Here is a 24,358-nt window from a genome sequence, read left to right on the forward strand (position 1 = left end):
CCTTCGATTGTCACTGTGCCACGCGCACATGCGTCGCTTGCAACAGGAGTTTGCATCGCGTTTACGATCCTGTCACCGCTCTGTTTCGAGACTTTGGGCATGCCTGCTGACATCTTGTGTCAGGAGGCAGCCGATGCAACACCGCGCATATGTCACTGCTTGCTATCGTCCTGCCTGTTTTCGGCCTGATCGCTATCGGGTATGCCGCGGCAAGACTGAGCCTATTGGATGACGAAGTCGGCGACGGTCTCTCGGCGTTCGTTTTCACGGTTGCCGTGCCCACTCTTTTATTCAAGACGATGGCGACCGCCGATATACCGGAAGCCAGTCCGTGGGCCTTCTGGCTGGTCTATTTTATCGCTGTGATCATGGTGTGGACCCTGGCCCACCTTGTGGTGACCCGCGTCTTCGGTCGTGACAGGCCGACTGGCACCGTCAGCGGCTTCTCCGCTGCACAGGCCAATACTGTTTTAATCGGTATTCCCCTCATTTTGACCAGCTATGGGGATCCAGGGCGCGTACCGATCTTCTTGCTGATCGCCGTCCATCTGCCGATCATGATGACGGCCGCAACGTTGGCGATTGAGATTGGTGGCGGGGCGCGATCGGACTGGCGCTCACTTGTTCGGACTTTGGTGCGTTCGATAGCAACACATCCGATCATTTTGTCCATCGTTGCTGGCGTCGCGTGGCGCTACACTGGCTGGACCATTCCTGCGATCCCGTTCCAAATACTTGAACTTCTTGGAGCAACGGCCGTTCCCTGCGCCCTGTTTTCCGCTGGCATGGCTTTGAAGCGTTACGGTCTGGCCGGCGATGTCCGGGTTACGGCGGTAATCAGCTTCTTCAAGCTGATTGTTCAGCCAGCCTTGGTCTTCGCTCTGGGATCCGTGTTCACATCGCTCCCACCGGTTTGGCTTGGGGCCGCGGTCCTGTTTGCAGCCTGCCCGTCCGGCATCAACGCGTACCTGCTTGCAAATCGCTACGGCACCGGTGTGCGAATAGCGTCCTCGTCCATTGCACTGTCGACGGCCCTGGCAATTGTGTCGGTCACATTTTGGTTATGGGTGCTGGAGTTGAGCGGAACCGGCTTGCTGGCTTAACCGCATGCGCTACTTTACGCAGGGAAAGGGAGGAAAATCATGAACATAATCTCACGCACTGCAATCGTTATCGGCGCACTTGCGGCGTTTGCATTCGCCGGTACGGCCCACGCTGAGCTGACCGAAGCACCGGAAGACGCCTCGGTTTACCTCATTGCACCTGAGGATGGAGCGACGGTGACCAACCCGGTGACGTTTCTATTCGGGGTTGATGGTATGGGCGTCGCACCGGCCGGTGTGCAGCACCCGAACACAGGCCACCATCATTTGCTGATCAATAAGCCGCTTGCTGAAGTGAATTTGGAAGATGCCATACCCGCTGATGACCAGCATCGGCATTTTGGCGGTGGCCAGACCCAGGTCACACTGGAATTGCCGGCTGGGACGCACACCTTCCAACTGCTGTTTGGCGATCACGATCACATCCCGCATTCGCCGCCTAAATTCTCCGAGGTGATCACCGTTACGGTTGAGTAGACAGTAGCCGCGCGCGCAGCGAAGCGGGGTCCACGCCCTGTTTTCGCAGCGTGCGCAAGCTCTTGGCACCTTCGGATTTCGATAGCTTTCGGTCGTCAGTCCCCTTGATCAGCCGGTGGTGGTGATAGACCGGTGCCCGGAGGCCAAGGAGCATTTGCAGCAATCGATGAATGGCGGTGGCGGGTGCCATGTCTTCGCCGCGCACCACGTGCGTGATCTGTTGTGCGGCGTCGTCGACGACCACCGCGAGATGGTAAGTCGCCGGCCTGTCGCGGCCCCTTAATAACACGTCGCCCCAAGCGCCTGGATCAAGGGGTTGTTGGGTGATCGGTCCCTGGGGCTCAGCAAGCGACTGGGCTAGGAGTGTCTGATCATACAGATGCCTGAGTGCGGCCTGCATATCGAGCCGCAGCGGAACATCGGTGCGCGGGTCGGCATGCGCCGGGAATTTGTTTGGTTTGTTCTGGCGATCGCGCTCGCCGAACGGGTAGTGCGGCGCTCCGTCTGGATCGTGGGGCCAATCAATACCTTCTGCTTGCAATCGTTGAACCGCTTTCCCGATCTCGGATCGTGAAGCCGGCGCCGGATAGATCAGACCTGCATCCCACAGGTGGCGGAGCGCAGCCTCATACTCGGTTAGGTGATCTGATTGCTTGCGTACGTGACCCTCAAAGCTCACGCCCAGCCAGAGCAAATCGCTTAGGATTGCCTCGACATAGTGCTGACGTGCCCGCCCCAGATCGGTATCTTCTATACGCAGCAGCAACGTGCCATGGAGGCCGCGAGCCCATCGCTCATTCTCAAGCGCGCTATACGCATGGCCCAAATGCAGATAGCCGTTCGGGGAAGGCGCAAAGCGCAGGCGCGCTGAAAGATAGTCGAATGCTGGGGCGGTCATGCTGCGGTGCATAGAATGCGAGGCTGATGTGGTCGAGGGGCTCGCCCATTTGCGGTCGGTCGACCCTATGCTGCGTTCCGCGCTGGATGCCGTCGACAGCGTCCCGCTGCGTCGCTCGACGCCCGATTTTGCTGGCCTGGCCCGTATCGTGATCGCTCAACAGGTCTCCGTCGCCAGCGCGCGGGCGATAACAGCTCGAACAGTTGACACCTTAGGCGCACTCGATGCCGTTCAGTTTCGGTCTGCAACTGACGAAACCTTGAAAGCCTGCGGCCTGTCGCGCCCGAAGCAACGCACCCTCCGCGCTCTCGCGGCAGCCCTTCCGGATAACGGCGCGTTCGAAGCTCTGAATGCGCTCCCACATGATGCACAAGAGCAGCGGCTTGTTGCCATCACCGGAATCGGCCCATGGACGGCCCAGATATACCGTCTTTTTTGCATTGGCGACCGAGATGTTTTGCCGGCCGGCGACCTGGCGCTGCAGAAGGCGGCCGCATGGGCGCTGCGAGAGCCTGATAAGCTTTCCGCAGAGACCCTGGCAGAGCGAGCGGAGATCTGGGCTCCCTGGAGGGGTGTCGCCGCAAGGCTTTTGTGGTCTTACCATGCGGTGGTGATGGATGGGCGAGGCGGGATCGCGCTGTAGCGACATTGTTGTGCAGCGATCCCATTCAAAAGCGTCTTCACACAGACGTCATAGTGTCTATAGATAGAGATGACGACGTCTCCATCGCGAGAATCGGATCGGGAGCTTAGCTTGACCGTTGCCGTTTCCCCCGAGAGCTTCGGGGCTGCTGCCAAGACAATGAACCCAGACGCCTGCCCGGCGTTGGTGTTGAACGCCGATTTTCGCCCGTTATCCTATTACCCGCTGTCTTTATGGCCTTGGCAGGATGCGGTGAAGGCGGTGTTTCTCGACCGGGTCAATATTTTGTCCGAGTACGATACGGCCGTGCGCAGCCCGACCACTGAGTTACGGCTACCGAGTGTGGTAGCCCTGAAGACCTACGTTAGACCCCAGCGCAACCCAGCATTCACACGGTTCAACGTGTTTTTGCGTGACAAGTTTGAGTGCCAATATTGCGGCGCGACTGACGATCTGACCTTTGATCATGTTATTCCGCGCTCGCGCGGTGGTCAGACGACTTGGAACAACATCGTCACGGCCTGTTCGCCTTGTAATCTGCGCAAGGGAGGCAAGTTGCCCAAAGCAGCCGATATGCATCCGCGGCAGAGCCCCTACCAGCCGACGGTCCATGACCTGCAAGCGAACGGTCGGCAGTTCCCGCCCAACTATCTGCACGAAAGCTGGTTGGACTTTCTGTATTGGGACACCGAACTCGACCCCTAAAGCTTGGTTTATGCGCGCTTGGGTGGCCAAAGCGCAGCGACGATGCTGGCGGTCATGAGCGCGCCGGCCGAAAGCACGTTCCATCCTGCGAAGGACAAGCCGAGAACGCGAAGTGCCGCTTCGTCGCAAAAGATCACGTCGGTCTCCGCTATCTCATCGAGCAAATTACCCGTAGAGACTTGCGGCAAGGTGCTGCCGCCACAGTCGCTTGGGCCCAACCAGAATCCCCATTCGGCCCCTGCCTGATAGACACCAGTCGTGAAGGACGTGGCGAGCATGAGGCCAGCGACCAGCATCAGACCCCGGCTGACACAGGAGGGCCAGCGAAGCGCGGTCGCGGTGAACGCAATCGCCAGCATGGGTATGGCAGCGTAATATCCCTCGCGCTGCTGCAAACATAAGGCGCACGGCCTAAAGCCGCCAAACAGCTCGAAGGCCCAGGCCGTAGCAAGCACAAACGCTGACACAGCAATTATCAGCACACACGCCCGCGCTTGAAGGTTTCCGCTTGGATAAATTTCGCTTGTCATGCTGTTCTCACCCTCAACACCACAGCACGCTAGCATGTTGGGGAAGTCAAGTTCGGTCAGCTGCCGAACAAGCCTATCAGCCATAGCGCCAGGAGGGGAGCCGACACCAAAAGAAACACGACCCAGGCAAGGCCGACCAAAAGGCCAGCAATGATAAGAAGCCCATCGCGTTCGATCAGCCCAATGGACGCTATCGCGACGCCTATGCCTGGGACTGTATTGGTTGAGGGTATCGGCAGCAGTATCGATGCCGATGGCACCAGAAGAAGAGCGCCTATCACTCGGCTTGCTAACGGGCTTGAGAGCGCCAGAAGGCGAGGCCGCGCAAAGCGTTCCGCCCAGCCAAACCATTTCCTGCCACGTCCCACAACCGATTGCATCGCCGCGATATCGATCTGGCGTGTGCGCAGGGTCGTCGGCAGCCAAGGCGCTTGGCGGCCCGCTGCCATCTGACCCGTCAAAACCAACATCGGCAGCGCCACGATCTGCGGGATCAGATACACAAATGGCAGGCAGCACGGCAGCGCAAGAGCAAGCATCAGGAGACCGAAAGCTCGTTCTTCTAACGCTCCGGTAAACGTGCCCAAGGTTACTGAAGAGCTGCCGCTGATCTGCGCGTCGCTTAAGACGGCCTCGATTTGATCGAAAGCTGTCCGGTGCTCAGTCGTGTCCATGGTTAAATGGGTCATGCTAAGGGCTTGTAGGCCGCGTCTCCTCAACAGAGTGCACCGGTTTGGTGATGGCAGGTTCCATAGCATGGAAAGGCTGACGCTTCGTTACGGCGCGGTGTGAAGCACTCACGCAGGAAAGTCCCCCAGATGCATTGACCGACAGGGCAATCCGGCTATGGTCCGCGGCAGCTACCAGCCGATGTTTCGGAAGTTGCTTGCAGTGCCTCTGTGGCGGAATTGGTAGACGCGCTCGATTCAAAATCGAGTTCCCAAAAGGAGTGTCAGTTCGAGTCTGACCAGGGGCACCATCCACTCCTTTGAACACTTTGTCTTGCCGCTGATCAGTCAGGCCGCGGCCTGCTTCACTTGTTCGTGAACTCAAGGCAAAACTAAACAGGCGGTGCTTCTCGCTGCCCACCCTCCGTGACCGTGCCTTGCACCTATCGTTGCTTTTCTCATGCCGACCACATTTGGATCGTAGCGGGTGCTGAGCGAATAAGCCGCTCTGTAAAGCTGCGGTTTGGGTTCTCGCACGTCAGTGATTTGATCCGCTGGAGAGCACCAGGGTCGTGCGCTCTGCAGCAAACCAGGTGCGGCCATACTCAATTGGCCGCCCCTTCTCATCTACGTTGATGCCGATCGTACGGAGGACCGGCGAACTGACCTGGATTCGCAGTTGTGTTGCCAGCGTTACGGACGCGAGCTTGCCATCAATTCGAGTTTCGCGGCGGATGAAATCCTGAATTCCTTCAGACTTCAGCGCAGCGGTCACCGAACTGTTCTCGCGCAAATTGCCCAGCAGTTTGGGAAAACGCTGCGCTGGAAAGATGCTTTGAAAGACGGCTAGTGGTTCTCCATCGACAAGCGACAAGCCCTCACAAACATGAACTGAAGCGCCTAACTCCAGGTCGAGCGCGCTTGCCTCTTTTGAATCGCTGGCGCGTGTCTGAAGGAGCAGCACTTTTCGCTGTGGGGTTCGCCCGGCGGCGAGAATGTTCTGGTGAAATCGTACGCGACTGCCGATTGGATAATCGGTTTGCGCGTGGGTGACGAAAACGCCGGCGCCCCGTCGGCTGGATACAAAGCCACGGTCTGCGAGCGATGCGAGGGCGCGCCTCACCGTGTGCCTGTTCACGCTGAAACGGGCAGCAAGTTGCGCCTCTGTCGGCAGCTTTACACCCGGGCGGTAGCGCCCCGCGGCGATGTCCGATTCAAGGGCGTCGCTTATGCCAGTCCATAGGGCTTTACGGGCCAAGACGTACTCCACTGATCGCGGCATACGCCATAGAAATTTCATCAAAGGCCGGTTGCGTCACGCATCGTATCCTGTAGAATTTGTCTAGTTGTATAAATATTTGGACAGATTCGCAAGATGTCGAAAAACGGACCACTTGATCGCAAAGCTCGGCTGTCCGTCCTTGCTCAGGCGCCGTCTGCTGACCTGAAAGCTCTGTGGCAGGTCTATACTGAGCGCAACGGCCAGCTAGCACATGAGGTTCTGCGGCCCCCCGAGATTGGTACCGTCATGGTGCGCGGGCGTGCAGGAGCGATTGGTGCAGCCTTTAATTTGGGCGAAATCACCGTCACGCGTTGCGCCGTAAAGACATCAACTGGGGCCGTTGGGCATGGCTACGTTCAAGGCCGCGACAAGGCAGCCTCGCTTGCCGCCGCATGTATTGACGCGCTTGCGCAAGGGGCATCACGAGCGGAGCTGGATCGCACGATCACCATACCTCTGTCGCAAGATATGCAGCGGCGGCAACAGCGCCGCGCGTCTAAAGCTGCGGGCACCAAGGTTGAGTTTTTCACAATGGTGCGGGGTGACGCATGACGTCCGATCAACAATCCTTTGCCGGTGGCTTCGCGAGTCCGGCCCATGACAGTGCGCGCGCCTTCCGATCCATCATGAACGCGATGGCGAGACCGGGCTCTATTGAACCACTTTTGGGTGGCCAGCCTCCCACGCCCGTGTCGGTTGCAGCGGGTACATTGATCCTGACCCTCTGCGATCCCGATACGTCGATTGCCTTAAAGGGCGAGCATGACACCGTGTCGGTTCGAAACTGGATCACGTTTCACACCAGTGCGCCATTTGCGGCGGAGGGAGAGGCTGACTTTGTTCTCGGAACTTGGGAGGCGATCGTACCTCTGGCGCCTTACAAGGTCGGCACCGCGGAGTATCCTGACCGTTCGGCCACTCTCATAGTAGAGCAAGCGGAGCTTGCGGCGGCGGGTGCTGTTCTGCGCGGACCAGGCATCAAGACCCAAGCGTCTTTGAATCTGCCCGATGCGGTCGCCTTGGAAGCAAACCATGCGCAATTCCCACTTGGTTTGGACTGCTTCTTCTGCGCTGCCGACAAGGTGGCAGCCTTACCGCGTTCGACGCGATGCGAGGAGGCTGCCTGATGTATGTCGCCGTCAAAGGGGGGGAGCGTGCGATTGAGGCCGCCCACAATTGGTTGGCAGAGGAGCGACGCGGCGATACCTCCGTTGCTGACCTTTCTGTGGCGCAAATCCGTGAGCAGCTTGCTCTGGCCGTCGCGCGGGTCATGGCGGAGGGCTCACTGTTCGATCCTGATCTCGCTGCCTTGGCGATCAAGCAGGCTCGTGGCGATCTGATCGAAGCGGTGTTTTTGATCCGCGCGTTTCGCACAACGCTACCCCGCTTTGGAGCGTCGTTGCCGATTGATACCGGCGTCATGCAATGTGACCGGCGGATTTCAGCAACGTTTAAAGATCTTCCGGGTGGACAGGTGTTGGGGCCGACGTTCGATTACACCCACAGGCTGATCGATTTCGCCCTTGAGGCCACCGGTGATGCTACCGGTGAAACAGCCGACCAGCCAACGCCTTTCGACCCGCCGCCGAGTGTCGATGTGGAGCGCACTCCTGTGCCTCATGTGGCTGACTTTCTCGATCAGGAAGGGTTACTCCAACCGGAGGTGGCGAGCGATGAGACACCTAGCGACCTGACGCGCGAGCCGTTGGACTTTCCCGCCGACCGGTCTCTTCGTCTTCAAGCAATCACGCGGGGTGATGAGGGGTTCGTGTTATCCATGGCCTACTCAACCCAACGTGGATACGGGCGCAATCACCCCTTTGTCGGGGAGCTGCGCGTTGGGACGGTGCCCGTTGAAATAGACATTCCCGAGCTTGGTTTTGCGATTGAGGTCGGCGAAATAGAGATCACCGAGTGCGAGACGGTCAATCAGTTTACCGGTTCCAAGGCAGAGCCACCGCAGTTCACGCGCGGCTACGGTCTTGTCCTTGGGCACTGCGAGCGCAAGGCCATATCCATGGCGCTGGTTGATCGGGCGATGCGCTGGGAGGAGTTGGGGGAAGACAATGTCGGCGCCCCCGCGCAGGACGTCGAGTTCATGCTTAGCCACGCTGATAATGTGCAAGCGACCGGATTTCTCGAGCACATCAAGTTGCCCCACTATGTGGACTTCCAATCGGAGCTGGAATTGATCCGCAAACTCCGCGCCGAGGCCCGGCTAGCATGCGCGGAGGAGGGCGCTGCGCCGCTCCAGGAGGCGGCAGAATGACCGCTCTTGTTTTTGATGTCGGCAAGGTCCTGCTTGAATGGGACCTCCACACACTTTTCGAGCCACTTCTCGGGAGCGAGCACAATGTGGATGCGTTTCTCGAGGAGACGGACTTTCACGCGTTCAACCTCGGGCTGGATGCAGGCAAGACTTTCGCGGACAGCCTCCCGCCTCTTATCGACCGCTTTCCCCATCACAAGAGCTCGTTCGAGCATTTTCGGGACGCGTGGACCGAATGTACGCCCGGGCCCATAGATGGGACAGCAGCGATTCTTGAGGATCTGAAGACGAAGGGGACGCCGCTGTACGCCATCACCAATTTCTCTGCGGAGAATTGGCCAAAGGCGTGTGCGAAGTTCCCATTTCTTGCGACCAGCTTTCGCGATGTGATCGTCTCTGGCGCGGTCAAAATGCTTAAGCCGGATCCGGCGATTTACGAACTGCTGCTTACCCGAAACGGTCTCGATGCTGCGGACTGCCTTTTCATTGATGACTCACCCAAGAACGTTGCTGGTGCGCGTGCCGTGGGCATGCAAGCCATTCAATTCACAGGGCCGCATGCGCTGCGCGCGGCTCTTACGCATCGAGGTTTCCTATGAGCGACGCCGCTTACAATTTTGCCTATTTGGATGAACAAACCAAGCGGATGATTCGGCGGGCCATCCTGAAGGCCCTCGCAATTCCGGGCTACCAGGTGCCGTTTGCCAGCCGCGAAATGCCCATGCCCTATGGTTGGGGTACCGGTGGGGTGCAGGTCTCAGCAGCGGTGATGACGCCCGAGGACACCTTCAAGGTGATCGATCAGGGCGCCGACGATACGACCAACGCCGTGTCGATCCGCAAGTTCTTAGAGAAGACGGCCGACGTCGAAACAACCGAAAGCACCGCCGATGCGACCATCATCCAGACGCGCCACCGGATCCCCGAGAAGCATCTGAATGAAAACCAGATTCTTGTCTACCAGGTGCCGATCCCCGAACCGCTGCGCTTCTTGGAGCCGCGCGAAACCGAAACGCGGAAGATGCACGCGCTTGAAGAGTATGGGCTGATGCATGTGAAGCTTTACGAGGACATCGCAAAGCATGGCGAGATAGCCACAGCCTACGCCTATCCGGTGAGGGTCGAGGACCGATATGTAATGGATCCCTCGCCCATACCGAAGTTCGACAACCCCAAGCTCGAAAGCGAAGCGATCCAGCTGTTCGGTGCTGGGCGTGAGCAGCGCATCTACGCCGTGCCGCCGCACACCAAAGTCGTGAGCCTCGACTTCGATGATTACCCTTTCGAGCTTCTACGCGCCGACCAGAGCTGTGCGCTTTGTGGGGCCGATCACACCTATCTGGATGAGGTCATAACGGACGATGCCGGTGGTCGCATGTTCGTGTGCTCGGATACCGACTTCTGCGCCGAGCGCCGCGCCGCTGGGCATACCGGTTCGGCAACCGAAGCCCAGGAGCAAGCAGCTTGAGTGAGACGGTCATCTTCCTGACCCATGGCGACGTGGAGATTGACCCCACCGTTCCGGTCCCCCAATGGGGCCTAAACGCGCAAGGTCGCGCGCGCCATGAAGCCTTTGCGACGGATTCGGTTCTTGAAGATGTAACGTCCATTTTCGCCAGCGATGAGCAGAAAGCCAAGGATGCTGCTCAACCGGTTGGCGTTGCGCGCGACCTACCGGTCCATATTCGACCGGCCATGGGCGAAAATGATCGCAGCGCGACAGGTTTTCTGCCGCCCGATGCTTTCTGGCCCGTGGTGGAAGAATTCTTCGCCAATCCAGAGACCTCTGTTCGCGGCTGGGAAAGGGCGTGCGACGCGCAAGCCCGGATTGTTGAGGCTGTCGGCGCGGCATCGAAAGAAGCGCCCTATGGTGATGTTCTTGTCGTGGCCCATGGCGGCGTGGGCACGCTGCTGCGCTGCAAGCTCGCCGGGATTCCAATCACCCGCGACCAGGACCAAACGCATCCCAAAGGCGGCTGCTACTTCACCTTTGATCGCCGAAGCGGCGGGAATCTGACAGATTGGATCGCCATATGACCCCTCTGCTTGAGGTCGACAACCTCTCCAAATCCTATGGTGCCCGGGTTGGTTGCCGCGATGTGTCGTTCAAGCTCTATCCCGGCGAGGTGATGGGGATTGTCGGCGAGTCGGGCTCGGGGAAGTCCACCTTGCTTAACTGCATGGCCGGGCATCTGGCGCCGGACGTGGGGCGGATCGTTTTCGATACGCGGGTGGACGGCCCGCGCGATACACTTGCCATGGCTGAGCCTGAGAGACGCATGCTGGGCCGCACGGATTGGGCATTCGTACATCAGAATCCTCGGGATGGTTTGCGCATGCGGGTCTCCGCTGGCGGTAACGTCGGTGAGCGGCTGATGGCAGTGGGCGCACGACACTATGGCGCTATTCGTCAGACGGCTTCTGATTGGCTGGCCCGAGTCGAGATCGATACTGACCGCATGGACGATCGTCCGGCGCAGTTCTCTGGCGGGATGCAGCAGCGCCTTCAAATCGCGCGCAACCTGGTTTCGCAGCCTCGCCTGATTTTCATGGATGAGCCGACGGGCGGCCTCGACGTTTCCGTTCAGGCGCGGTTGCTTGATCTTCTGCGGGGCCTTGTGAGGACCATGGGTTTGTCGGCCATCATCGTTACCCATGATCTTGCAGTAGTGCGCCTGCTCGCCGATCGGCTGATGGTGATGAAGGACGGTAACGTCGTCGAAACCGGGCTCACTGATCAGGTGCTCGATGACCCGCAGCACGCCTACACGCAGTTGCTCGTTTCCTCCGTCCTTCAGGTTTAGGGAAAGCCATGATTACGGTCCGCAATCTCAGCAAGAGCTTCACCCTTCACCATCAGCGCGGTACGACCATTCCCGTTCTGGCCGGTTGCTCCTTCGAGGTGAACCCCGGTGAATGTGTCGCCCTGACTGGTGTGTCGGGCGCCGGCAAGTCAACCGTTATGCGCATTCTGTATGGAAATTATCTGGCCGAGGCTGGACGTGTGGTCATTGGCGGGCTTGATATCACGCGTGCCGAGCCGCGTGAGGTTTTGGCTTTGCGCAGAACGACACTGGGCTATGTCAGCCAATTCTTGCGTGTTGTCCCTAGGGTTCCAGCGCTTGAGGTCGTGGCCGAGCCGCTCCTAGCGGTCGGCGAGGAGGACGAGCATGCACGGTCGCGAGCGCGCTTGCTGTTGTCCCGTCTCGCCATCCCCGAACGCTTGTGGGAGCTGTCGCCAACCACCTTCTCCGGCGGCGAGCAGCAGCGCGTAAACATCGCCCGTGGTTTCGCCCACAAATATCCTGCCTTGCTGCTGGACGAGCCGACCGCCAGTCTCGATGCCAAAAACAGGGATACGGTGCTCTCGTTGATCGAGGAAGCCAAGGCCGATGGTGCGGCCATTGTTGGGATCTTTCATGATTTGGAGGCCCGCGCGCGCGTCGCAGACCGGGAGGTTGATATATCCGACTTTACACCAAAGGCCGAACACCTTGCTGCATAGTGGTTTGAACCGTTGATCTATCCATCTGCGCACACTGGCCGCTTCATCGCGGTGGTTGGACCTTCGGGCGTGGGCAAGGACAGCGTCATGAATGGGTTGCTCGCTGCCGAGCCCCGCTATGTCAGATGTCGGCGGGTTATAACCCGACCGGAAGACGCTGGTGGCGAGGATTTTGAAGGTGTCAGCGAAGCGGAGTTCAAGGCGCGGGTCGACCGCGGCTATTTCGCGCTTTGGTGGCGCGCGCACGGCCTCGCCTATGGAATTCCCGCTGCCAGTACAAACGATGCACTCGAAGCCGGGATGGACGTGCTTGCGAACCTGTCTCGCGCTATCGTGCACGAGGCCTGGTCTGTATTTCCCACCCTGACGGTTCTATCGATTACCGCACCGGTTGAGGTGCTTGAAAAGCGGTTGGAACGCCGCGGCCGCGAGGACGAAGACGATATTGCAGCGCGGTTGGCCCGTCCGATACGGGCGTTGCCGCAAGGCGTACCTTTGATCAGTATCGATAATTCGGGCGATCTCGACGGAAGCGTTCGGGAGGCAAGAATGGCTTTGGCGCGCCGCTTGTCTCACGCGGCAAGTGTATAGGCCTCAATCTCGTGGAAATGCCCGTCGACGTCTTCTCCCATCAAGCTGATCGTTCGCAGAATGAAGGGTTCCGGCATATCGGAGCACAGATATCTCTGCAGCCGTTCAGCGAGATCGTGCGACGTCTCCTCGTCGAGTTGACCCGACAACGTCATGTGAAAGCGAAACTCGTCCATCACGTATGGATAGCCCCAGCGCAAAAGTTGTTCTTCCTGCCGATCGGTCAACTTGCTTGCGCGTCGCTTGGCAAGCTCTGCTCCATTCAAGGGCGCGCGGAACGCATCAAAGTCGCGCACCACTCGTTCGCAAAGCTGATCGAGCGCGGGGCAAGACCCCTCCGGGACGAGCGCGACGAAGCCGTTCATCGGGCGGACGACCATCCGACTGATGGCGACGCTCTGCATCGTTGGCAGACGTTCTTGGCACGCCCTCAGAAGCTGCTGCCTGCTTTGTCCTTCGATAAGTCTGAACGGAGGTTTCAACGTACCATGGAAGCCGTATTTTCGAGGTGTTGCGGTGGCCTGCGCTATGTCATAGCGCAAACCCTCAAGAACCGGATGATCGACCTTGTGTCCCAACCGGGAATCCCATCCCAACCATTGCGACGCAATTGTGTGCAGCGGCTCTTCTGCCATCGCGTACAGGGCATAGCGACGGAATACGGTCATTTGCCTCTCCCCAATCCGACTGGCGTAAGGCCATCGGTCTCTCACACCTCAAAGACAGGTCCATGACACAGCTTTCTGACGGATCAACTACCGTTCTGGCCAATGCGCGACTGGTATTGGAAAATGAGGTTGTGCGCGGTTCCTTGAGCTTTACCGATGGCGTCCTGACAGCGACGGATGCCGGTACCGCTGTCCCTGCTGGCGCGATCGATTGTGAAGGTGACTTTGTGGCGCCGGGTCTCGTTGAATTGCATACCGATAACTTGGAGCGACACCTCTCACCGCGCCCTGGCGTGGCGTGGCCCCACAACGCGGCCATTGTCGCACACGACGCGGAGTTGGCCTCAACTGGCATCACCACGGTGTTCGACGCGGTGCGGCTGGGTTTCATTGAGCATTCAGGTACCAACAGTGTGATGGAACCCTATGCACGCCCTATGGTCAGTGAGATCCTAATGGCGCGATCCCATGGGCTCCTGAAGATCTCCCACCATATTCATCTGCGCGCCGAAATTTGTTCCCACTCGCTTGCTGATGAACTTGAGCAATTCAGGGAAGATGACCGCATCGGTATCATCTCGTTGATGGATCACACACCCGGCCAAAGGCAGTTTGCCGATATCACCCAGTACGAGAAATACATGCGTGGCAAGCACGGGCTCAGTCAGGCCGAGTTTGATGCCCATGTGGTGGAGCGGAAGGAGCTGCGAGAGCGCGTGCACGCAAAGCATGAGGCTGCCGCTGTAACCGCCGCAGAAGCTTTTGGCGCGGTGCTCGCAAGCCATGATGATACGACCCATGAGCACGTCGAAACCTCAGCTGGGTTTGGGATCAAACTCGCGGAGTTCCCGACGACGATTGGCGCCGCCCACGCCTGCCACAAGCATGGGATCGCCATCATGATGGGTGCGCCCAATCTGGTGCGTGGGGGCTCGCATTCGGGTAACGTCGCCGCTCATACTCTAGCAGAACACGACCTGCTCGATATCGTATCCTCCGACTATGTGCCGTCTGCGCTGCTCTATTCGGCCATCAAGCTTTCGCAGATCTGGGATGATTTGCCTCGCGCGATTGCAACGGTAACGGCTGCACCTGCGGCTGCCACCCGGTTGACTGATCGGGGGGCACTGAAAGTTGGCAAGCGTGCGGATGTTATCCGCTTTGCGTTGGCCGATGACGTGCCCATCCTACGCGGCGTCTGGAGCAATGGCCGTCAGGTCGCCTGACTGGGGCGGAGCCCATCGATCGCGAAGAGATCGGCTTACCGAGCGAGACCTTCGCGTTCCAGGTACCCAATCGCGGCGGGTATGTCGGCCGAGTGGCGCAGCTCCAGCACCAGATGTGGCGCTTGTTCGGTGCCAATCTGAGGCAGTTTTGCCAAAGCACGGAAGACCGCGTGCCATTGGATTGTTCCTTGACCGGGCGCCCAGTGGCGATCGGCTACGCCGTCGGCGTCTTGGAGGTGTACATGGGCGAGCTGATCACCGGCATCGGCCACGAAGTAGTCCACTGGAGGCGCGCCAGTAACGCCATGGGCATAATGGGCATGCCCGGTATCGATCGATAGGCGAACGTTGGGGCTGTTGAAGCTCTCAACCAACTCGCGTCGATCGCGTGGGTCAACATCTTCAATGTTCTCAATGACCAATGTCACGCCCTCTGAGTGCGCGCGTTTGACCACATCACCCAGAACGGCATGAACCTTTTCGATGGTCTCGTGCCGGGTGGTTGGTGCATCGCCTCGCGGCGGATAGTTCCACTTGTTGAAGTGGTCCCAGGTCGTGAAAGGTGAGTGAAGGACCATCTGCGCCGCACCAAGGGCCGCGCAAATGTCGACGCCGGTCAGCAACCGCTTCGTGATCAGCGGGCGAAACTCGGGATCATCGCAATCAAGTGGCAGGTACCAGAAAGGTCCATGGATACCCAAACGACCGGTGTATCCATCGAGCGCTTGTTTGATCCTCAGGACATGGCTGTGCCAGTCACCCAGGATCAGTTCGGTGTTGTAGAAGTCTTGAACCTCCAAATCGCGATCACCATCGATCAGCCAGTCCTTAAAGGTCGGAAGGTCCTTCAAGGTTAGTGCTGCACCGATCGAAAGTGGAAGCATCCGGTTTCTCCTAAAAGACCTTCACGCCAGCGCGCCAAACGCCGCAGACAATAGGTTGTCTATCATGCAGGCGTACCTGTACCAAGTCAGCTCGCAAGCCCTCTGCCAGCCGTCCCCGGTCGTGAAGACCCGCTATGCCCGCCGGCGCCGATGTGACCATCGCAATGGCTTGCGGTAGATCGATGGGCAAATCCTGATCAGCGGCGATAGCGAAGGCGCAGTCGAGTGGGCTGCGCGGCACATAGTCGGAGGCCAACGCATCCACCACCCCCGCTTCCAGCAGCGTTCGAACTGCCACGTTGCCTGACTGAGACCCACCACGAAGGAAGTTCGGTGCACCGGCGATCGTTTTCAGACCGAGCGCCTTCGCACGCTTGGCGGCGACAAGCGTCGTTGGAAACTCGGAAACAGTGACGCCTTCCCGGTCAGCTTGATCGACGTGGACGACGGACCGATCATCATGACTCATGATTGGCACTGCTGCAGCCGTGGCGTGGGCAATGATTGCGGCTCGGTTCTCGGCTCCAGTGCGGGCTGACCGATCAAACAGTTCGTCGAGCCTCGCACGACCGTCCTCTGGGGTGATTTCCATCTCGTGGATCATGTGATGGAACCAGCGCTCGACATCGGGACTTTGGCGGTCGCCCGGCGTATGGTCCATAACCGAAACAAGCTTCGCCAGGGGATGCATAAGCGCATCCCGTGCCAAGCCGGGCGTATCTGGGTCGGAGATTTCGCACCGCAAGTGTACGAAGTGCTCTGCCCGGAAAAGCCCTGCTGCCTGCCCTCGATCAAGAGCATCAATCAGGGGCTTGAGAATCTCGCCCCGCTCAGGTCGTTTCATGGTGGCGCCGACGCACAGGCTGTCGAACACGGTCGTTGTTCCACCCGAAATGACCACCGCGTCGTGCGTTAGTAGTGCGGGCAGGAAGGGCCAGAGGACAGCCGCCCGCGGATGGACGTGGGTTTCGACATGGTCGGTGTGCACGTCAACGATGCCGGGTACGAGATAATCGCCCTCCAGATCCATAACAGTATCTAGATGGCGGTCGCCACCAAGCCCTGCGATCAAACCGGCTTCGACGCGCAAGCTTCCCCTCTCGATTCCATCGGCGAGCACAAGCCGCGCATTGTCGAAGCGCACATCCTGTTTTGCTGACAGACCGGCAATGGATGGAGACGTTTGGTTGTTCGGGCGATCAAGCATGGTGGCAACCTGTGTTCGGGTCGGCTGACTGCAGACGCCTCATTTGTGACGCTTGCATTGAGGTTGGGTGATCGTTTTGTGACATTCGCATGCAAGCCGCTTGCAAGCCTTTTCTTCGATCCCACCATTATGCTTTGCCATCTGCCGACGGGCGCCTGAAAAGATGGAGGTCAGCTGATGGGCCAGGCCAAACTTAGTGAGTCACCGACGGTTCATCCTGAAGCCGAAGTGGGACCTGATTGTATCTTGGGACGGTGGACCGAGGTCGGGCGCCGCACCCAGATAGAAGCCTCCACGCTTGGGGACTACTCTTACATCACAGAAGACGGCCACGTCATGGCGACCAAGATTGGCAAGTTCTGCTCAATCGCCAATGGCGTTCGTCTCAATCCTGGTAATCATCCGACGTGGCGCGCATCACAGCACCACGCCTTCTACCGCTCCCACGCCTACGATCTGGGTGAGGATGACGAGGACTTTTTTAAGTGGCGTCGGGCCAATCCGGTGACGATTGGCCACGATGTCTGGATCGGGCACGGCGTAACCGTTACCGCAGGTATAACAGTGGGAACAGGTGCTGTAATTGGCGCCGGCGCTGTCGTTACCCGAGATGTCGAACCCTATGCGGTTGTCGGCGGTGTTCCGGCACGTGTTTTGAAGCGACGTTTCTCACCTGAGCAAGGCGAACGCTTGATGAGAATTGCCTGGTGGGACTGGTCACATCAAAAGCTGCGCAATGCCTTGCGTGATATCCGGACCATGGATGTCGATACCTTCATCGATATCCACAGCGTCAGATCCGGATAGCTCAAGACATTATAGCTTAAATAGCTGAGATATATCGTCTTTTTTCTCCATTTTTCCTTCACAAAAGCGTCGCCGAACCTTCATCGTTCCTTTGCTGAAGCGACATGAACCACCCCTATGAACCGCAGTTAGTGCGGGTGGGTCTGTTTCAGGAAAGGCCGCTCGCCTGTCTTCATCGGGACCAACTTTTCCCGCCCTTTGTCGAAAACAGGATGGCTTGAATGCTGAAGATGACCCTTGGCGCCCTAGTGCTTGGCGCAACTGCACTGACTGGAACGGCAGCGTTCGCCGATTGGCGCGATGATGTCCCGGTTTTCCGGATCGGAATTCTTGGTGGCGAGAACGAGGCTGATCGACTGCGCGAACGCCAGTGCCAGGCTGACTTCCTTGAAGAGCGTCTCGGAGTGCCTGTCGAGCTGTTCCCGGCGTCGGATTATGCGGGCGTCATGCAAGGTCTTCTGGCAGGTCAGCTTGAGTTTGCAGAGCTCGGCTCGTCTGGCTATGCCGGTATTTATCTGCAAGACGAGAATGCCGTAGAGCCGCTTTACACCGCTCAACAGATCGATGGCTCCCTTGGATACTACTCGGTCATGTATGTGCGGTCGGACTCGGATATCATGTCACTTGAGGACATGCAGGGCCGCTCCCTCGCATTTGCTGATCCCAACTCGACCTCCGGCTACTTGGTCCCAAATGCCGAGCTTAACGAGATGGGCATCAATCCCGAAGCCTATTTCTCGCAAACCGGCTTTGGCGGCGGTCATGAGCAGGCTGTGATCTCCGTGTTGCAGGGCCAGTACGATGGCGGCGTGACCTGGACGTCCGGCGTTGGTGAGTTGTCCGAAGGTTACTCGCGGGGGAATCTGCGATCGATGGTCGACAAGGACCTGCTCGACATGGACGACATCCGGATCATCTGGCAGTCGAATTTGATCACAAACGGCCCACGGGTCATCCGTTCGGCGGTTCCGACCGAACTGAAAGATCTCGTTATGGGCTCTATGATGCGCTTGCAGTTCGAGGACCCCGATTGCTTTGAAGCAGTCAACCAGGGTGATGCGTTGGCGTACTATCCGATCGACACCGAGTTTTACATGCCGATCATCAATATGCGCCGCCAGCTTTCAGCCACGCGGTAGCAAACTTGCTGACGAAGGGCTGAACCCCGCGATGGTTCGGCCCTTTTCTCATCTGGCCCTCGCCTGAACCCCCACCACTCGTAGCCAAAGCCAATCGGAGCCATGCCATGCTCAAGATCTCGGGTCTGTCCAAGCACTTCACCGCCACCAAGGCTGTCGACGACGTCTCGCTGACCATCCCCGACGGACAGATGGTCGGCATCATTGGCCGCTCAGGTGCGGGCAAATCAACGCTTCTTCGTATGCTCAACAGGCTGGCAGACCCTACTCATGGTGAGATCAGGTACAAAGGCACGGACGTCGCCAAGATCAAAGGGCAGGCTCTGCTCAAGTGGCGTTCCGAATGCGCGATGATCTTCCAGCAATTCAACCTCGTTGGACGGCTTGATGTGCTGACCAATGTGCTCACAGGCCGGATGTACCATCACGGGTTCGCGTCTTCCATGCTCAAGCTCTACTCGCCAGCGGAACGGGCGTTTGCAATCCACGCGCTGGATCGCCTGACAATGGCACATACCGCGATGCAGCGTGCCGATACGTTGTCTGGCGGCCAGCAGCAGCGCGTGGCGATCGCCCGCGCATTGCTCCAAGAGCCACGAGTTCTGCTTGCCGATGAACCGATTGCATCCCTTGATCCGATGAATGCCAAGGTTGTCATGGACGCGTTGCGAACAATTAATCGAGAGGATCAGATCACCGTTATTTGTAACCTCCATACGCTTGATACAGCCCGCCGCTATTGCGACCGCGTGATCGGCATGGCCGATGGAAGGGTTGTCTTCGATGGAGACGCGGACGATCTGACAATGGAGGTTGCGCGCGACATTTATGGTGCCGAGCTTGGCGACTTCACCGAAGAGATGACGTCCACCGACCTTGCCGCCCTCTCAAGACCGCCCGTGGGCACCGCGGTCGATGGCCAGCGTTTGGCGTCGTAGTCCTCGGTAAGCCCGAAGTCATTCGCTCCCCTCCAGCGATCCGTTCATTATGGCCATTACGCCCGAAAACACGTTGAACAAGATGGGGCACCGTGAAGACCCGGTGTCCATCTATGAACAACACCGCAAAGAGCTTGCCCGTGCGAAAATGGGCCAGACCATTTTGTTCGGGCTCCTGTTTTTCGGCCTGTTGATTTTCTCAGTCGTCACGTCCCAGTTTTTCCCCGATCGGTTGGCCCAGGCGGCATCGCGCGTGTTCGAGTATTTCGGCACGATCATGCCAAGCCTTGAGTGGGATAAGCTCTTCATGGGCCGCGACGACCAAGGTCGCGCCGTCGAAGGCTCTTTGACCTTCTGGTACACCGACCTCAACACGTATCTTGCGCTGATCTGGGAAACGATCCTGATGGCGATTACGGCCACGATCCTCGGCACGGCTGGCGCACTGGCGTTATGCTTCGCGGGGTCGCGGAACCTGATGCAGAACTCGTGGATCTACTTTTTTGCCCGAAGATTTATGGAGATATGCCGTGGCGTGCCAGAGATTCTGATTGCCCTGGTCTTTGTGTTCGCCTTCGGCATTGGCCCGCTTGCCGGCATTCTGGCTGTGGCTATTCACTCTGCCGGAGCGTTGGGCAAACTGTTTGCCGAAGTGAATGAGAACGTCTCGCAACGTCCAATCGACGGCATTCGCGGCGTCGGTGGCAACTGGTTCGAACAGATGCGTTACGGCGTGTTGCCGCAAGTCCTTCCCAACTTTGTCAGCTACGGCCTGTTGCGCTTTGAGATCAATGTGCGGGCATCTTCGATCATCGGCTTCGTGGGTGCCGGTGGTATCGGACAGGAACTCAACCGCGTGATCTCGTTTTACTCCGATGACCGCGTCCTTGCTGTGCTCATACTCGTCGTCGTCACCGTCACGGTGATCGATCTCATATCTGAGCGGCTACGGATGTACTTTATCGGTAAGGAGCAGCTCTAATGGCCGTCGCTTCCCAGCATGCTGCCGTCCGTAACGCCGCAACCATCCGTTCTCTATCGGATGTCTCCGCTACCCATATAAAGGCAGCTCGGGTGGAGAACCCCGAGGCTTTTGGCAACGCCAAACGCACCATCATTGTCTTTGCCACCTGGGCATCCGTCTTTATCTATCTTGGGTTTGCCTTTTGGTACTTCGATTTCGCTCGGATGTTCGCGCCATCGGACAACGCGCAGCGGTTGCTTGCGGTCATGTTCCGGTGGGAAGACATGGCAAACTGGCAATACGCCAACATTTATCGCGGCATAGCTGAGACCCTCGCGATGGCCTTTCTGGGGACCTTCCTCGCCTCGCTTGTCGCTCTGATTGTGGGTTTTCTAGCCGCGCGAAACGTGGTGCGTTTTCCGTTGTTCCGACATACCGTCAGGCGCATTCTTGACGTGTTCCGCGGCGTCGATCAGCTGGTTTGGGCATTGGTGTTCGTGCGGGCGGTCGGCCTCGGCCCGCTCGCGGGAGTGCTCGCGATTTTTATCTCCGACATTGGCACGCTGTCTAAGCTCTATTCGGAAGCCATTGAAAATATCGACCGTAAACAGGTCGAGGGGGTCAAAGCCACGGGCGCCGGTCCAGTGCGCACGATCCGTTTTGGCATCCTTCCGCAAGTTTTGCCGGTGTTCCTGTCACAGTCTTTATATTTTCTGGAATCAAATACCCGATCGGCGACCATTCTCGGTATCGTGGGTGCAGGTGGGATCGGGATGATTATCATCGAGCGCTTCCGTGCGACGCTCTACGATCAGGTGGTCTTCGTTGTAATCAATGTCCTCGTTCTGGTCGCTGTGATCGATTGGATATCCAAAAAGATCCGGATGCAGTTTATTGGCGAGACTGGTCACTGACCTTGCCCCAAAGCGTTCTCCATCCGGTGCGCCGGACATCGCTTGATGGTTACAGATTTGACGACAGCTCGGGTCGCTTAGAAGCCGTTACTTCCCAGCGTTTACCGAGGGGGTCGTGGTCGGTGTGCGATCGGCCTTAAACAATCTCTCCCAAGCTACCGGCGCGCATGGTCGGGCATCCAAGCCCGGACCTTCAGACTGTCGGCAGATCCGAATACAGGGTAAAACGTTTCATCAGCTGGAATGGCTGATCGAAACGGGTATTTGCTTGTCTTTCGAGAGCTGGGCTGCATCGGCAAGCATCTGCGCGCGCAGACCATCATGGATTGAAGGGGATGGAGTTGCGCCAGAAGCGACGGCCTGAATGAAGTGTTCCATCTCCAGTGCATAAGCTCGAGCGTAGCGTTCTAGGAAGAAATACTCCGTGGGTGCGGACTGGAAACCCTCCGAATTGGCCAGTACGACCGCGTGAGAGAGCTGGTTTTCACCCTTGATAAGGCCTTTTGAGCCGTGAACCTCAATGCGCTGATCATAACCGTACGTCGCGCGCCGTGAGTTTGAAATTTGGCAAAGTTTCCCCGAAGCTGTCTCAAGACTGACAACGGCTGTGTCGACATCATGAGCGCCACCGATAGCGGGATCAACGACGCTGGAGCCAAAGGCAAACACGCGTGTTGGCTCTTCACCGAGGAGGAAGCGCGCCATATCGAAATCGTGCACCATCATGTCCCGGAACAGGCCACCTGACTGCTCGATGTAGCTAATTGGAGGCGGTGAGGGGTCTCGCGATAGAATAGTGACCAGCTCAACATCGCCGATGACGTCATCGCGAACCTGCTTTTGCAAGCTTGCAAAGCTTGGATCGAAGCGGCGATTGAACGCTGTCATGAAAGGAACGCCAGCGCTTTCGACAGCTTCGATGCAGGCCAGCGTCCGCTCCGTTGAAAGATCAATCGGCTTCTCGCAAAAGATCGCTTTGCCAGCGGCGGCTGCCTGATGGATCAGATCGAAATGGGTTGTCGTTGGTGCACAGATGGCGACGGCATCGACGTCGTCGCTTGTGATGAGTTCCTCCGAGGGCATAACGCGCGCGTCGTAGGTCTCGGCGACCGCATGAGCTGCCTCCGGAAGGGCGTCACTCACAGCCACGAGACGTGTACCTTGCGCGGCAGCGATCGTCATGGCGTGTACCCGACCAATTCGGCCGCACCCCAACAATCCAATCCTAAGCATGCAGACCTCTTGAGGCAGCCGGTTTCAAGGCGTGAATCACCGTTCGCGCAGCTCGTTCAACGGGATCGTGCGTCTCCTTCAAAATTTGGACGCGATCAAACCTGTCAGGTTGTCCGTTGACAGCTGTTCGTAAGGCTTGGCCGAACGCCATTCGCAATTCGGTGCCGATGTTGAATTTGCAGATGTTGGAGGTACGCGCGAGCATCGTCCTCTGGTCGACGGGAACGCCGGACCCCCCATGTATAACGAGCGGAGTGTTGGTGAGCGCCTCGATTGCGCGGATGCGGGGTTCATCCAGTCCGCCCTTTTTGTCCTGCTGCAAATGCACGTTGCCTACCGATATGGCGACCGCGTCGACGTGGGTTTCGCGTGCAAACTCAGCGGCTTCCTCGGCCTTCGTACCCGCAGACTCTTCGCCTCCATCATAGCCCACAAAACCGATCTCGCCTTCGCAGGATATGCCAGCCTGATGTGCCAGTTCGGCAATTTGGGCGGTTTGCTCGATGTTTTGTGACAAGGGGCAGCGCGAGCCATCAAACATGAGACTTGTGAAGCCGCTGTCTCGCGCTTCAACACACTCTTGCATGGTATAGCCATGGTCGAGATGCACGACCACCGGGACGGATGCTCGCTCCGCCAGATGACGCATCATTTTTCCCAAGACCGGCAAGGGCGTATGCTCGCGGCAACTCGGACCTGCCTGCAGGATAATTGGCGCTTGCTCGGCCTCGGCAGCCTCAACATAAGCCTGCATGTCCTCCCAACCGAGGCATACAAGTCCAGCTACGGCATAGCCGCCCTTTAGGGCAGGCTGCAGAACCTCAGAGAGGGTCGCAACGGTCATTTGAACTTGGCGACCATGTCCATGATGCCAGGGATCGTGTGCAGCTGCTCGGCATGTGTCGGTTGAAAGAACTGCTTGAGGGATCGCTGCGAAAGGCCCCCTAGTATCGTGAAGTAGTACATCTCGTAGCCAGGGAGCACCGCGCATGGATGATATCCGCGGTCGAGGCAGATCGTTGACCCATCCATGATGTGGTAGGCGTCTCCCGGCTCGTTGTCGGCACGCTGCAGCATCTGGACCCCCGAGCCATAGTTTGGACGGAAGCGGAAATTGTAGGTTTCGTCGTGCCGCGTCTCGATGATGTCACCATCGTCGCCAGCGCGATCGGTATCGTGCTTGTGGCTGGGAAAGCCTGACCATCCGCCCTGGCCAACGGTATAGAGTTCGCTGACGAGCAGGCGGCCGACGCGGTCATGATACTCCGACCCAAGAATGTGTTTAATTTTTCGATGGGTCTTTGTGTCGTCAGAGCCGTATTGAACCAGATCGAGCTGGTGGCTGCGGACTTCGAACGGCTCGAGTACCTCGCTAAATTTGGCACCGGCAATAAAGACCTCTGCGGAATCTGAAACGCAGGATAGGCGCGCTTCGCTGCCCGATGGCACATAAACGCCCTCCGGTTCGCCATCCCAAACATCGATCACCCGGTTTCCGATTGCCTTGGCTTCAAAGCCGCCAACTGTAACGTCGATCGTACCAGTCGCCGGCACGACGCAGGTTTCGTAACCGGGAACAGCGTAGCCGAAACTCTCGCCTTTTTTGAGCTTTATGATGTTGAAGTAGTTGAGCGGCACCACTTCGTTGTCTGCGTCCACGATCGGCTTGTTTTGGTTATCATGGGGCGGAATATGCATGGCGCGTCC

29 protein-coding genes and 1 tRNA gene are annotated in these 24,358 nt (G+C 58.2%); 20 read left to right on the plus strand and 10 right to left on the minus strand.

Features of this window, described 5'->3' with window-relative positions; genetic code table 11:
• Positions 1–149 precede the first annotated feature (149 nt).
• A complete protein-coding gene (locus AAF739_08795; protein MEM6382757.1) occupies positions 150–1,103 on the plus strand; it encodes an AEC family transporter in 954 nt (317 codons plus the stop codon).
• Between the two features lie 39 nt (positions 1,104–1,142).
• Positions 1,143–1,580 carry a DUF4399 domain-containing protein gene (locus AAF739_08800; protein MEM6382758.1) on the plus strand — a complete coding sequence of 146 codons (438 nt, stop codon included), beginning with the start codon at positions 1,143–1,145 and terminating at the stop codon, positions 1,578–1,580.
• Here the strand turns inward: AAF739_08800 and gluQRS are convergent.
• A complete protein-coding gene (gluQRS, locus tag AAF739_08805) occupies positions 1,567–2,478 on the minus strand; it encodes a tRNA glutamyl-Q(34) synthetase GluQRS (protein ID MEM6382759.1) in 912 nt (303 codons plus the stop codon). The two genes, AAF739_08800 and gluQRS, sit on opposite strands and share 14 nt — an antisense overlap.
• Between gluQRS and AAF739_08810 the strand changes: the two genes are divergently transcribed.
• On the plus strand, positions 2,477–3,121 hold the full coding sequence (locus AAF739_08810) for a DNA-3-methyladenine glycosylase 2 family protein (protein MEM6382760.1): 645 nt from the start codon (positions 2,477–2,479) through the stop codon (positions 3,119–3,121). The two genes, gluQRS and AAF739_08810, sit on opposite strands and share 2 nt — an antisense overlap.
• A 159-nt stretch (positions 3,122–3,280) precedes the next feature.
• Positions 3,281–3,826, plus strand: a complete 546-nt coding sequence (locus tag AAF739_08815) for an HNH endonuclease (protein MEM6382761.1) — start codon at positions 3,281–3,283, stop codon at positions 3,824–3,826.
• A gap of 8 nt (positions 3,827–3,834) precedes the next feature.
• Here the strand turns inward: AAF739_08815 and AAF739_08820 are convergent, their stop codons facing one another.
• Together AAF739_08820 and AAF739_08825 are read right to left on the minus strand one after the other, a co-directional pair.
• The gene (locus tag AAF739_08820; protein ID MEM6382762.1) at positions 3,835–4,356 is read right to left on the minus strand and encodes a disulfide bond formation protein B; all 522 of its coding nucleotides are present in this window, start codon (positions 4,354–4,356) and stop codon (positions 3,835–3,837) included.
• Positions 4,357–4,412: 56 nt separating this feature from the next.
• Positions 4,413–5,045 carry an exopolysaccharide biosynthesis protein gene (locus AAF739_08825; protein MEM6382763.1) on the minus strand — a complete coding sequence of 211 codons (633 nt, stop codon included), beginning with the start codon at positions 5,043–5,045 and terminating at the stop codon, positions 4,413–4,415.
• A gap of 204 nt (positions 5,046–5,249) precedes the next feature.
• Between AAF739_08825 and AAF739_08830 the strand changes: the two genes are divergently transcribed.
• A tRNA-Leu gene (locus tag AAF739_08830) sits at positions 5,250–5,335 on the plus strand.
• 227 nt (positions 5,336–5,562) lie between these two features.
• Here AAF739_08830 and phnF read toward each other — a convergent pair.
• Positions 5,563–6,324: a phosphonate metabolism transcriptional regulator PhnF gene (phnF, locus tag AAF739_08835; protein ID MEM6382764.1), complete on the minus strand. Its 762-nt coding sequence runs from the start codon at positions 6,322–6,324 to the stop codon at positions 5,563–5,565.
• A gap of 75 nt (positions 6,325–6,399) precedes the next feature.
• Here phnF and phnG point away from each other — a divergent pair, with 75 nt between their 5' ends.
• The 9 genes from phnG to phnN are packed head-to-tail and all read left to right on the plus strand — an operon-like array spanning position 6,400 to position 12,671.
• Entirely contained in the window at positions 6,400–6,858 is a 459-nt protein-coding gene (gene phnG / locus AAF739_08840) for a phosphonate C-P lyase system protein PhnG (protein MEM6382765.1), read from the plus strand.
• Positions 6,855–7,433: a phosphonate C-P lyase system protein PhnH gene (gene phnH, locus AAF739_08845; protein ID MEM6382766.1), complete on the plus strand. Its 579-nt coding sequence runs from the start codon at positions 6,855–6,857 to the stop codon at positions 7,431–7,433. The genes phnG and phnH overlap by 4 nt, the downstream gene beginning before the upstream one ends.
• Positions 7,433–8,575, plus strand: coding sequence for a carbon-phosphorus lyase complex subunit PhnI (locus AAF739_08850; GenBank protein ID MEM6382767.1), 1,143 nt, complete (start codon positions 7,433–7,435; stop codon positions 8,573–8,575). The genes phnH and AAF739_08850 overlap by 1 nt, the downstream gene beginning before the upstream one ends.
• The gene (locus AAF739_08855; GenBank protein ID MEM6382768.1) at positions 8,572–9,174 is read left to right on the plus strand and encodes an HAD family phosphatase; all 603 of its coding nucleotides are present in this window, start codon (positions 8,572–8,574) and stop codon (positions 9,172–9,174) included. Before AAF739_08850 ends, AAF739_08855 begins: the two co-directional genes overlap by 4 nt.
• Positions 9,171–10,043, plus strand: coding sequence for an alpha-D-ribose 1-methylphosphonate 5-phosphate C-P-lyase PhnJ (locus AAF739_08860; protein ID MEM6382769.1), 873 nt, complete (start codon positions 9,171–9,173; stop codon positions 10,041–10,043). The genes AAF739_08855 and AAF739_08860 overlap by 4 nt, the downstream gene beginning before the upstream one ends.
• A complete protein-coding gene (locus AAF739_08865; protein ID MEM6382770.1) occupies positions 10,040–10,612 on the plus strand; it encodes a histidine phosphatase family protein in 573 nt (190 codons plus the stop codon). Before AAF739_08860 ends, AAF739_08865 begins: the two co-directional genes overlap by 4 nt.
• The gene (phnK, locus tag AAF739_08870) at positions 10,609–11,379 is read left to right on the plus strand and encodes a phosphonate C-P lyase system protein PhnK (GenBank protein MEM6382771.1); all 771 of its coding nucleotides are present in this window, start codon (positions 10,609–10,611) and stop codon (positions 11,377–11,379) included. The genes AAF739_08865 and phnK overlap by 4 nt, the downstream gene beginning before the upstream one ends.
• Before the next feature lie 8 nt (positions 11,380–11,387).
• The gene (gene phnL / locus AAF739_08875) at positions 11,388–12,080 is read left to right on the plus strand and encodes a phosphonate C-P lyase system protein PhnL (protein MEM6382772.1); all 693 of its coding nucleotides are present in this window, start codon (positions 11,388–11,390) and stop codon (positions 12,078–12,080) included.
• A gap of 12 nt (positions 12,081–12,092) precedes the next feature.
• Positions 12,093–12,671 carry a phosphonate metabolism protein/1,5-bisphosphokinase (PRPP-forming) PhnN gene (phnN, locus tag AAF739_08880; protein MEM6382773.1) on the plus strand — a complete coding sequence of 193 codons (579 nt, stop codon included), beginning with the start codon at positions 12,093–12,095 and terminating at the stop codon, positions 12,669–12,671.
• Here phnN and AAF739_08885 read toward each other — a convergent pair.
• A complete protein-coding gene (locus AAF739_08885; protein MEM6382774.1) occupies positions 12,653–13,339 on the minus strand; it encodes a DUF1045 domain-containing protein in 687 nt (228 codons plus the stop codon). The two genes, phnN and AAF739_08885, sit on opposite strands and share 19 nt — an antisense overlap.
• A gap of 62 nt (positions 13,340–13,401) precedes the next feature.
• Between AAF739_08885 and AAF739_08890 the strand changes: the two genes are divergently transcribed.
• Positions 13,402–14,565, plus strand: coding sequence for an alpha-D-ribose 1-methylphosphonate 5-triphosphate diphosphatase (locus AAF739_08890; protein MEM6382775.1), 1,164 nt, complete (start codon positions 13,402–13,404; stop codon positions 14,563–14,565).
• A 35-nt stretch (positions 14,566–14,600) separates the two neighbouring features.
• Here the strand turns inward: AAF739_08890 and AAF739_08895 are convergent, their stop codons facing one another.
• Together AAF739_08895 and AAF739_08900 are read right to left on the minus strand one after the other, a co-directional pair.
• Entirely contained in the window at positions 14,601–15,449 is an 849-nt protein-coding gene (locus AAF739_08895) for a sugar phosphate isomerase/epimerase family protein (GenBank protein MEM6382776.1), read from the minus strand.
• Positions 15,450–15,459: 10 nt separating this feature from the next.
• Positions 15,460–16,656, minus strand: a complete 1,197-nt coding sequence (locus tag AAF739_08900) for an alpha-D-ribose 1-methylphosphonate 5-triphosphate diphosphatase (GenBank protein MEM6382777.1) — start codon at positions 16,654–16,656, stop codon at positions 15,460–15,462.
• 177 nt (positions 16,657–16,833) lie between these two features.
• Between AAF739_08900 and AAF739_08905 the strand changes: the two genes are divergently transcribed.
• From AAF739_08905 to phnE (AAF739_08925), 5 genes are all read left to right on the plus strand, one after another.
• Positions 16,834–17,463 carry a DapH/DapD/GlmU-related protein gene (locus tag AAF739_08905; protein ID MEM6382778.1) on the plus strand — a complete coding sequence of 210 codons (630 nt, stop codon included), beginning with the start codon at positions 16,834–16,836 and terminating at the stop codon, positions 17,461–17,463.
• Between the two features lie 221 nt (positions 17,464–17,684).
• The gene (gene phnD / locus AAF739_08910; GenBank protein ID MEM6382779.1) at positions 17,685–18,602 is read left to right on the plus strand and encodes a phosphonate ABC transporter substrate-binding protein; all 918 of its coding nucleotides are present in this window, start codon (positions 17,685–17,687) and stop codon (positions 18,600–18,602) included.
• Between the two features lie 107 nt (positions 18,603–18,709).
• Positions 18,710–19,540 carry a phosphonate ABC transporter ATP-binding protein gene (gene phnC / locus AAF739_08915; GenBank protein ID MEM6382780.1) on the plus strand — a complete coding sequence of 277 codons (831 nt, stop codon included), beginning with the start codon at positions 18,710–18,712 and terminating at the stop codon, positions 19,538–19,540.
• Between the two features lie 49 nt (positions 19,541–19,589).
• The gene (gene phnE, locus AAF739_08920; GenBank protein MEM6382781.1) at positions 19,590–20,522 is read left to right on the plus strand and encodes a phosphonate ABC transporter, permease protein PhnE; all 933 of its coding nucleotides are present in this window, start codon (positions 19,590–19,592) and stop codon (positions 20,520–20,522) included.
• Positions 20,522–21,418 (plus strand): phosphonate ABC transporter, permease protein PhnE, encoded by an 897-nt coding sequence (gene phnE / locus AAF739_08925; GenBank protein MEM6382782.1) that lies wholly within the window; start codon positions 20,522–20,524, stop codon positions 21,416–21,418. The genes phnE (AAF739_08920) and phnE (AAF739_08925) overlap by 1 nt, the downstream gene beginning before the upstream one ends.
• Positions 21,419–21,652: 234 nt before the next feature.
• Here the strand turns inward: phnE (AAF739_08925) and iolG are convergent, their stop codons facing one another.
• The 3 genes from iolG to AAF739_08940 are packed head-to-tail and all read right to left on the minus strand — an operon-like array spanning position 21,653 to position 24,349.
• On the minus strand, positions 21,653–22,651 hold the full coding sequence (iolG, locus tag AAF739_08930; protein MEM6382783.1) for an inositol 2-dehydrogenase: 999 nt from the start codon (positions 22,649–22,651) through the stop codon (positions 21,653–21,655).
• Entirely contained in the window at positions 22,644–23,495 is an 852-nt protein-coding gene (locus tag AAF739_08935; GenBank protein MEM6382784.1) for a class II fructose-bisphosphate aldolase, read from the minus strand. Before AAF739_08935 ends, iolG begins: the two co-directional genes overlap by 8 nt.
• Positions 23,492–24,349: a 5-deoxy-glucuronate isomerase gene (locus AAF739_08940; GenBank protein ID MEM6382785.1), complete on the minus strand. Its 858-nt coding sequence runs from the start codon at positions 24,347–24,349 to the stop codon at positions 23,492–23,494. Before AAF739_08940 ends, AAF739_08935 begins: the two co-directional genes overlap by 4 nt.
• Positions 24,350–24,358: the final 9 nt, after the last annotated feature.

It is taken from the genome of Pseudomonadota bacterium, assembly GCA_039024915.1.
Classification (GTDB): Bacteria; Pseudomonadota; Alphaproteobacteria; order Rhizobiales; family MH13; genus MH13.

Bases quoted from the DNA above. Each gene is read 5' to 3' on its own strand.
- AAF739_08800 (MEM6382758.1), top strand. From the start codon at position 1,143: ATGAACATAATCTCACGCACTGCAATCGTTATCGGCGCACTTGCGGCG.
- iolG (MEM6382783.1), bottom strand. From the start codon at position 22,651: ATGCTTAGGATTGGATTGTTGGGGTGCGGCCGAATTGGTCGGGTACAC.
- AAF739_08825 (MEM6382763.1), bottom strand. From the start codon at position 5,045: ATGACCCATTTAACCATGGACACGACTGAGCACCGGACAGCTTTCGAT.
- phnC (MEM6382780.1), top strand. From the start codon at position 18,710: ATGCTCAAGATCTCGGGTCTGTCCAAGCACTTCACCGCCACCAAGGCT.
- AAF739_08820 (MEM6382762.1), bottom strand. From the start codon at position 4,356: ATGACAAGCGAAATTTATCCAAGCGGAAACCTTCAAGCGCGGGCGTGT.
- phnD (MEM6382779.1), top strand. From the start codon at position 17,685: ATGCTGAAGATGACCCTTGGCGCCCTAGTGCTTGGCGCAACTGCACTG.
- AAF739_08885 (MEM6382774.1), bottom strand. From the start codon at position 13,339: ATGACCGTATTCCGTCGCTATGCCCTGTACGCGATGGCAGAAGAGCCG.
- AAF739_08940 (MEM6382785.1), bottom strand. From the start codon at position 24,349: ATGCATATTCCGCCCCATGATAACCAAAACAAGCCGATCGTGGACGCA.
- AAF739_08890 (MEM6382775.1), top strand. From the start codon at position 13,402: ATGACACAGCTTTCTGACGGATCAACTACCGTTCTGGCCAATGCGCGA.
- AAF739_08860 (MEM6382769.1), top strand. From the start codon at position 9,171: ATGAGCGACGCCGCTTACAATTTTGCCTATTTGGATGAACAAACCAAG.
- phnE (MEM6382782.1), top strand. From the start codon at position 20,522: ATGGCCGTCGCTTCCCAGCATGCTGCCGTCCGTAACGCCGCAACCATC.
- phnK (MEM6382771.1), top strand. From the start codon at position 10,609: ATGACCCCTCTGCTTGAGGTCGACAACCTCTCCAAATCCTATGGTGCC.
- AAF739_08900 (MEM6382777.1), bottom strand. From the start codon at position 16,656: ATGCTTGATCGCCCGAACAACCAAACGTCTCCATCCATTGCCGGTCTG.
- AAF739_08795 (MEM6382757.1), top strand. From the start codon at position 150: ATGTCACTGCTTGCTATCGTCCTGCCTGTTTTCGGCCTGATCGCTATC.
- AAF739_08850 (MEM6382767.1), top strand. From the start codon at position 7,433: ATGTATGTCGCCGTCAAAGGGGGGGAGCGTGCGATTGAGGCCGCCCAC.
- gluQRS (MEM6382759.1), bottom strand. From the start codon at position 2,478: ATGACCGCCCCAGCATTCGACTATCTTTCAGCGCGCCTGCGCTTTGCG.
- phnH (MEM6382766.1), top strand. From the start codon at position 6,855: ATGACGTCCGATCAACAATCCTTTGCCGGTGGCTTCGCGAGTCCGGCC.
- AAF739_08935 (MEM6382784.1), bottom strand. From the start codon at position 23,495: ATGACCGTTGCGACCCTCTCTGAGGTTCTGCAGCCTGCCCTAAAGGGC.
- AAF739_08895 (MEM6382776.1), bottom strand. From the start codon at position 15,449: ATGCTTCCACTTTCGATCGGTGCAGCACTAACCTTGAAGGACCTTCCG.
- phnG (MEM6382765.1), top strand. From the start codon at position 6,400: ATGTCGAAAAACGGACCACTTGATCGCAAAGCTCGGCTGTCCGTCCTT.
- phnL (MEM6382772.1), top strand. From the start codon at position 11,388: ATGATTACGGTCCGCAATCTCAGCAAGAGCTTCACCCTTCACCATCAG.
- AAF739_08810 (MEM6382760.1), top strand. From the start codon at position 2,477: ATGCTGCGGTGCATAGAATGCGAGGCTGATGTGGTCGAGGGGCTCGCC.
- phnF (MEM6382764.1), bottom strand. From the start codon at position 6,324: ATGAAATTTCTATGGCGTATGCCGCGATCAGTGGAGTACGTCTTGGCC.
- AAF739_08815 (MEM6382761.1), top strand. From the start codon at position 3,281: ATGAACCCAGACGCCTGCCCGGCGTTGGTGTTGAACGCCGATTTTCGC.
- AAF739_08905 (MEM6382778.1), top strand. From the start codon at position 16,834: ATGGGCCAGGCCAAACTTAGTGAGTCACCGACGGTTCATCCTGAAGCC.
- AAF739_08855 (MEM6382768.1), top strand. From the start codon at position 8,572: ATGACCGCTCTTGTTTTTGATGTCGGCAAGGTCCTGCTTGAATGGGAC.
- phnE (MEM6382781.1), top strand. From the start codon at position 19,590: ATGGCCATTACGCCCGAAAACACGTTGAACAAGATGGGGCACCGTGAA.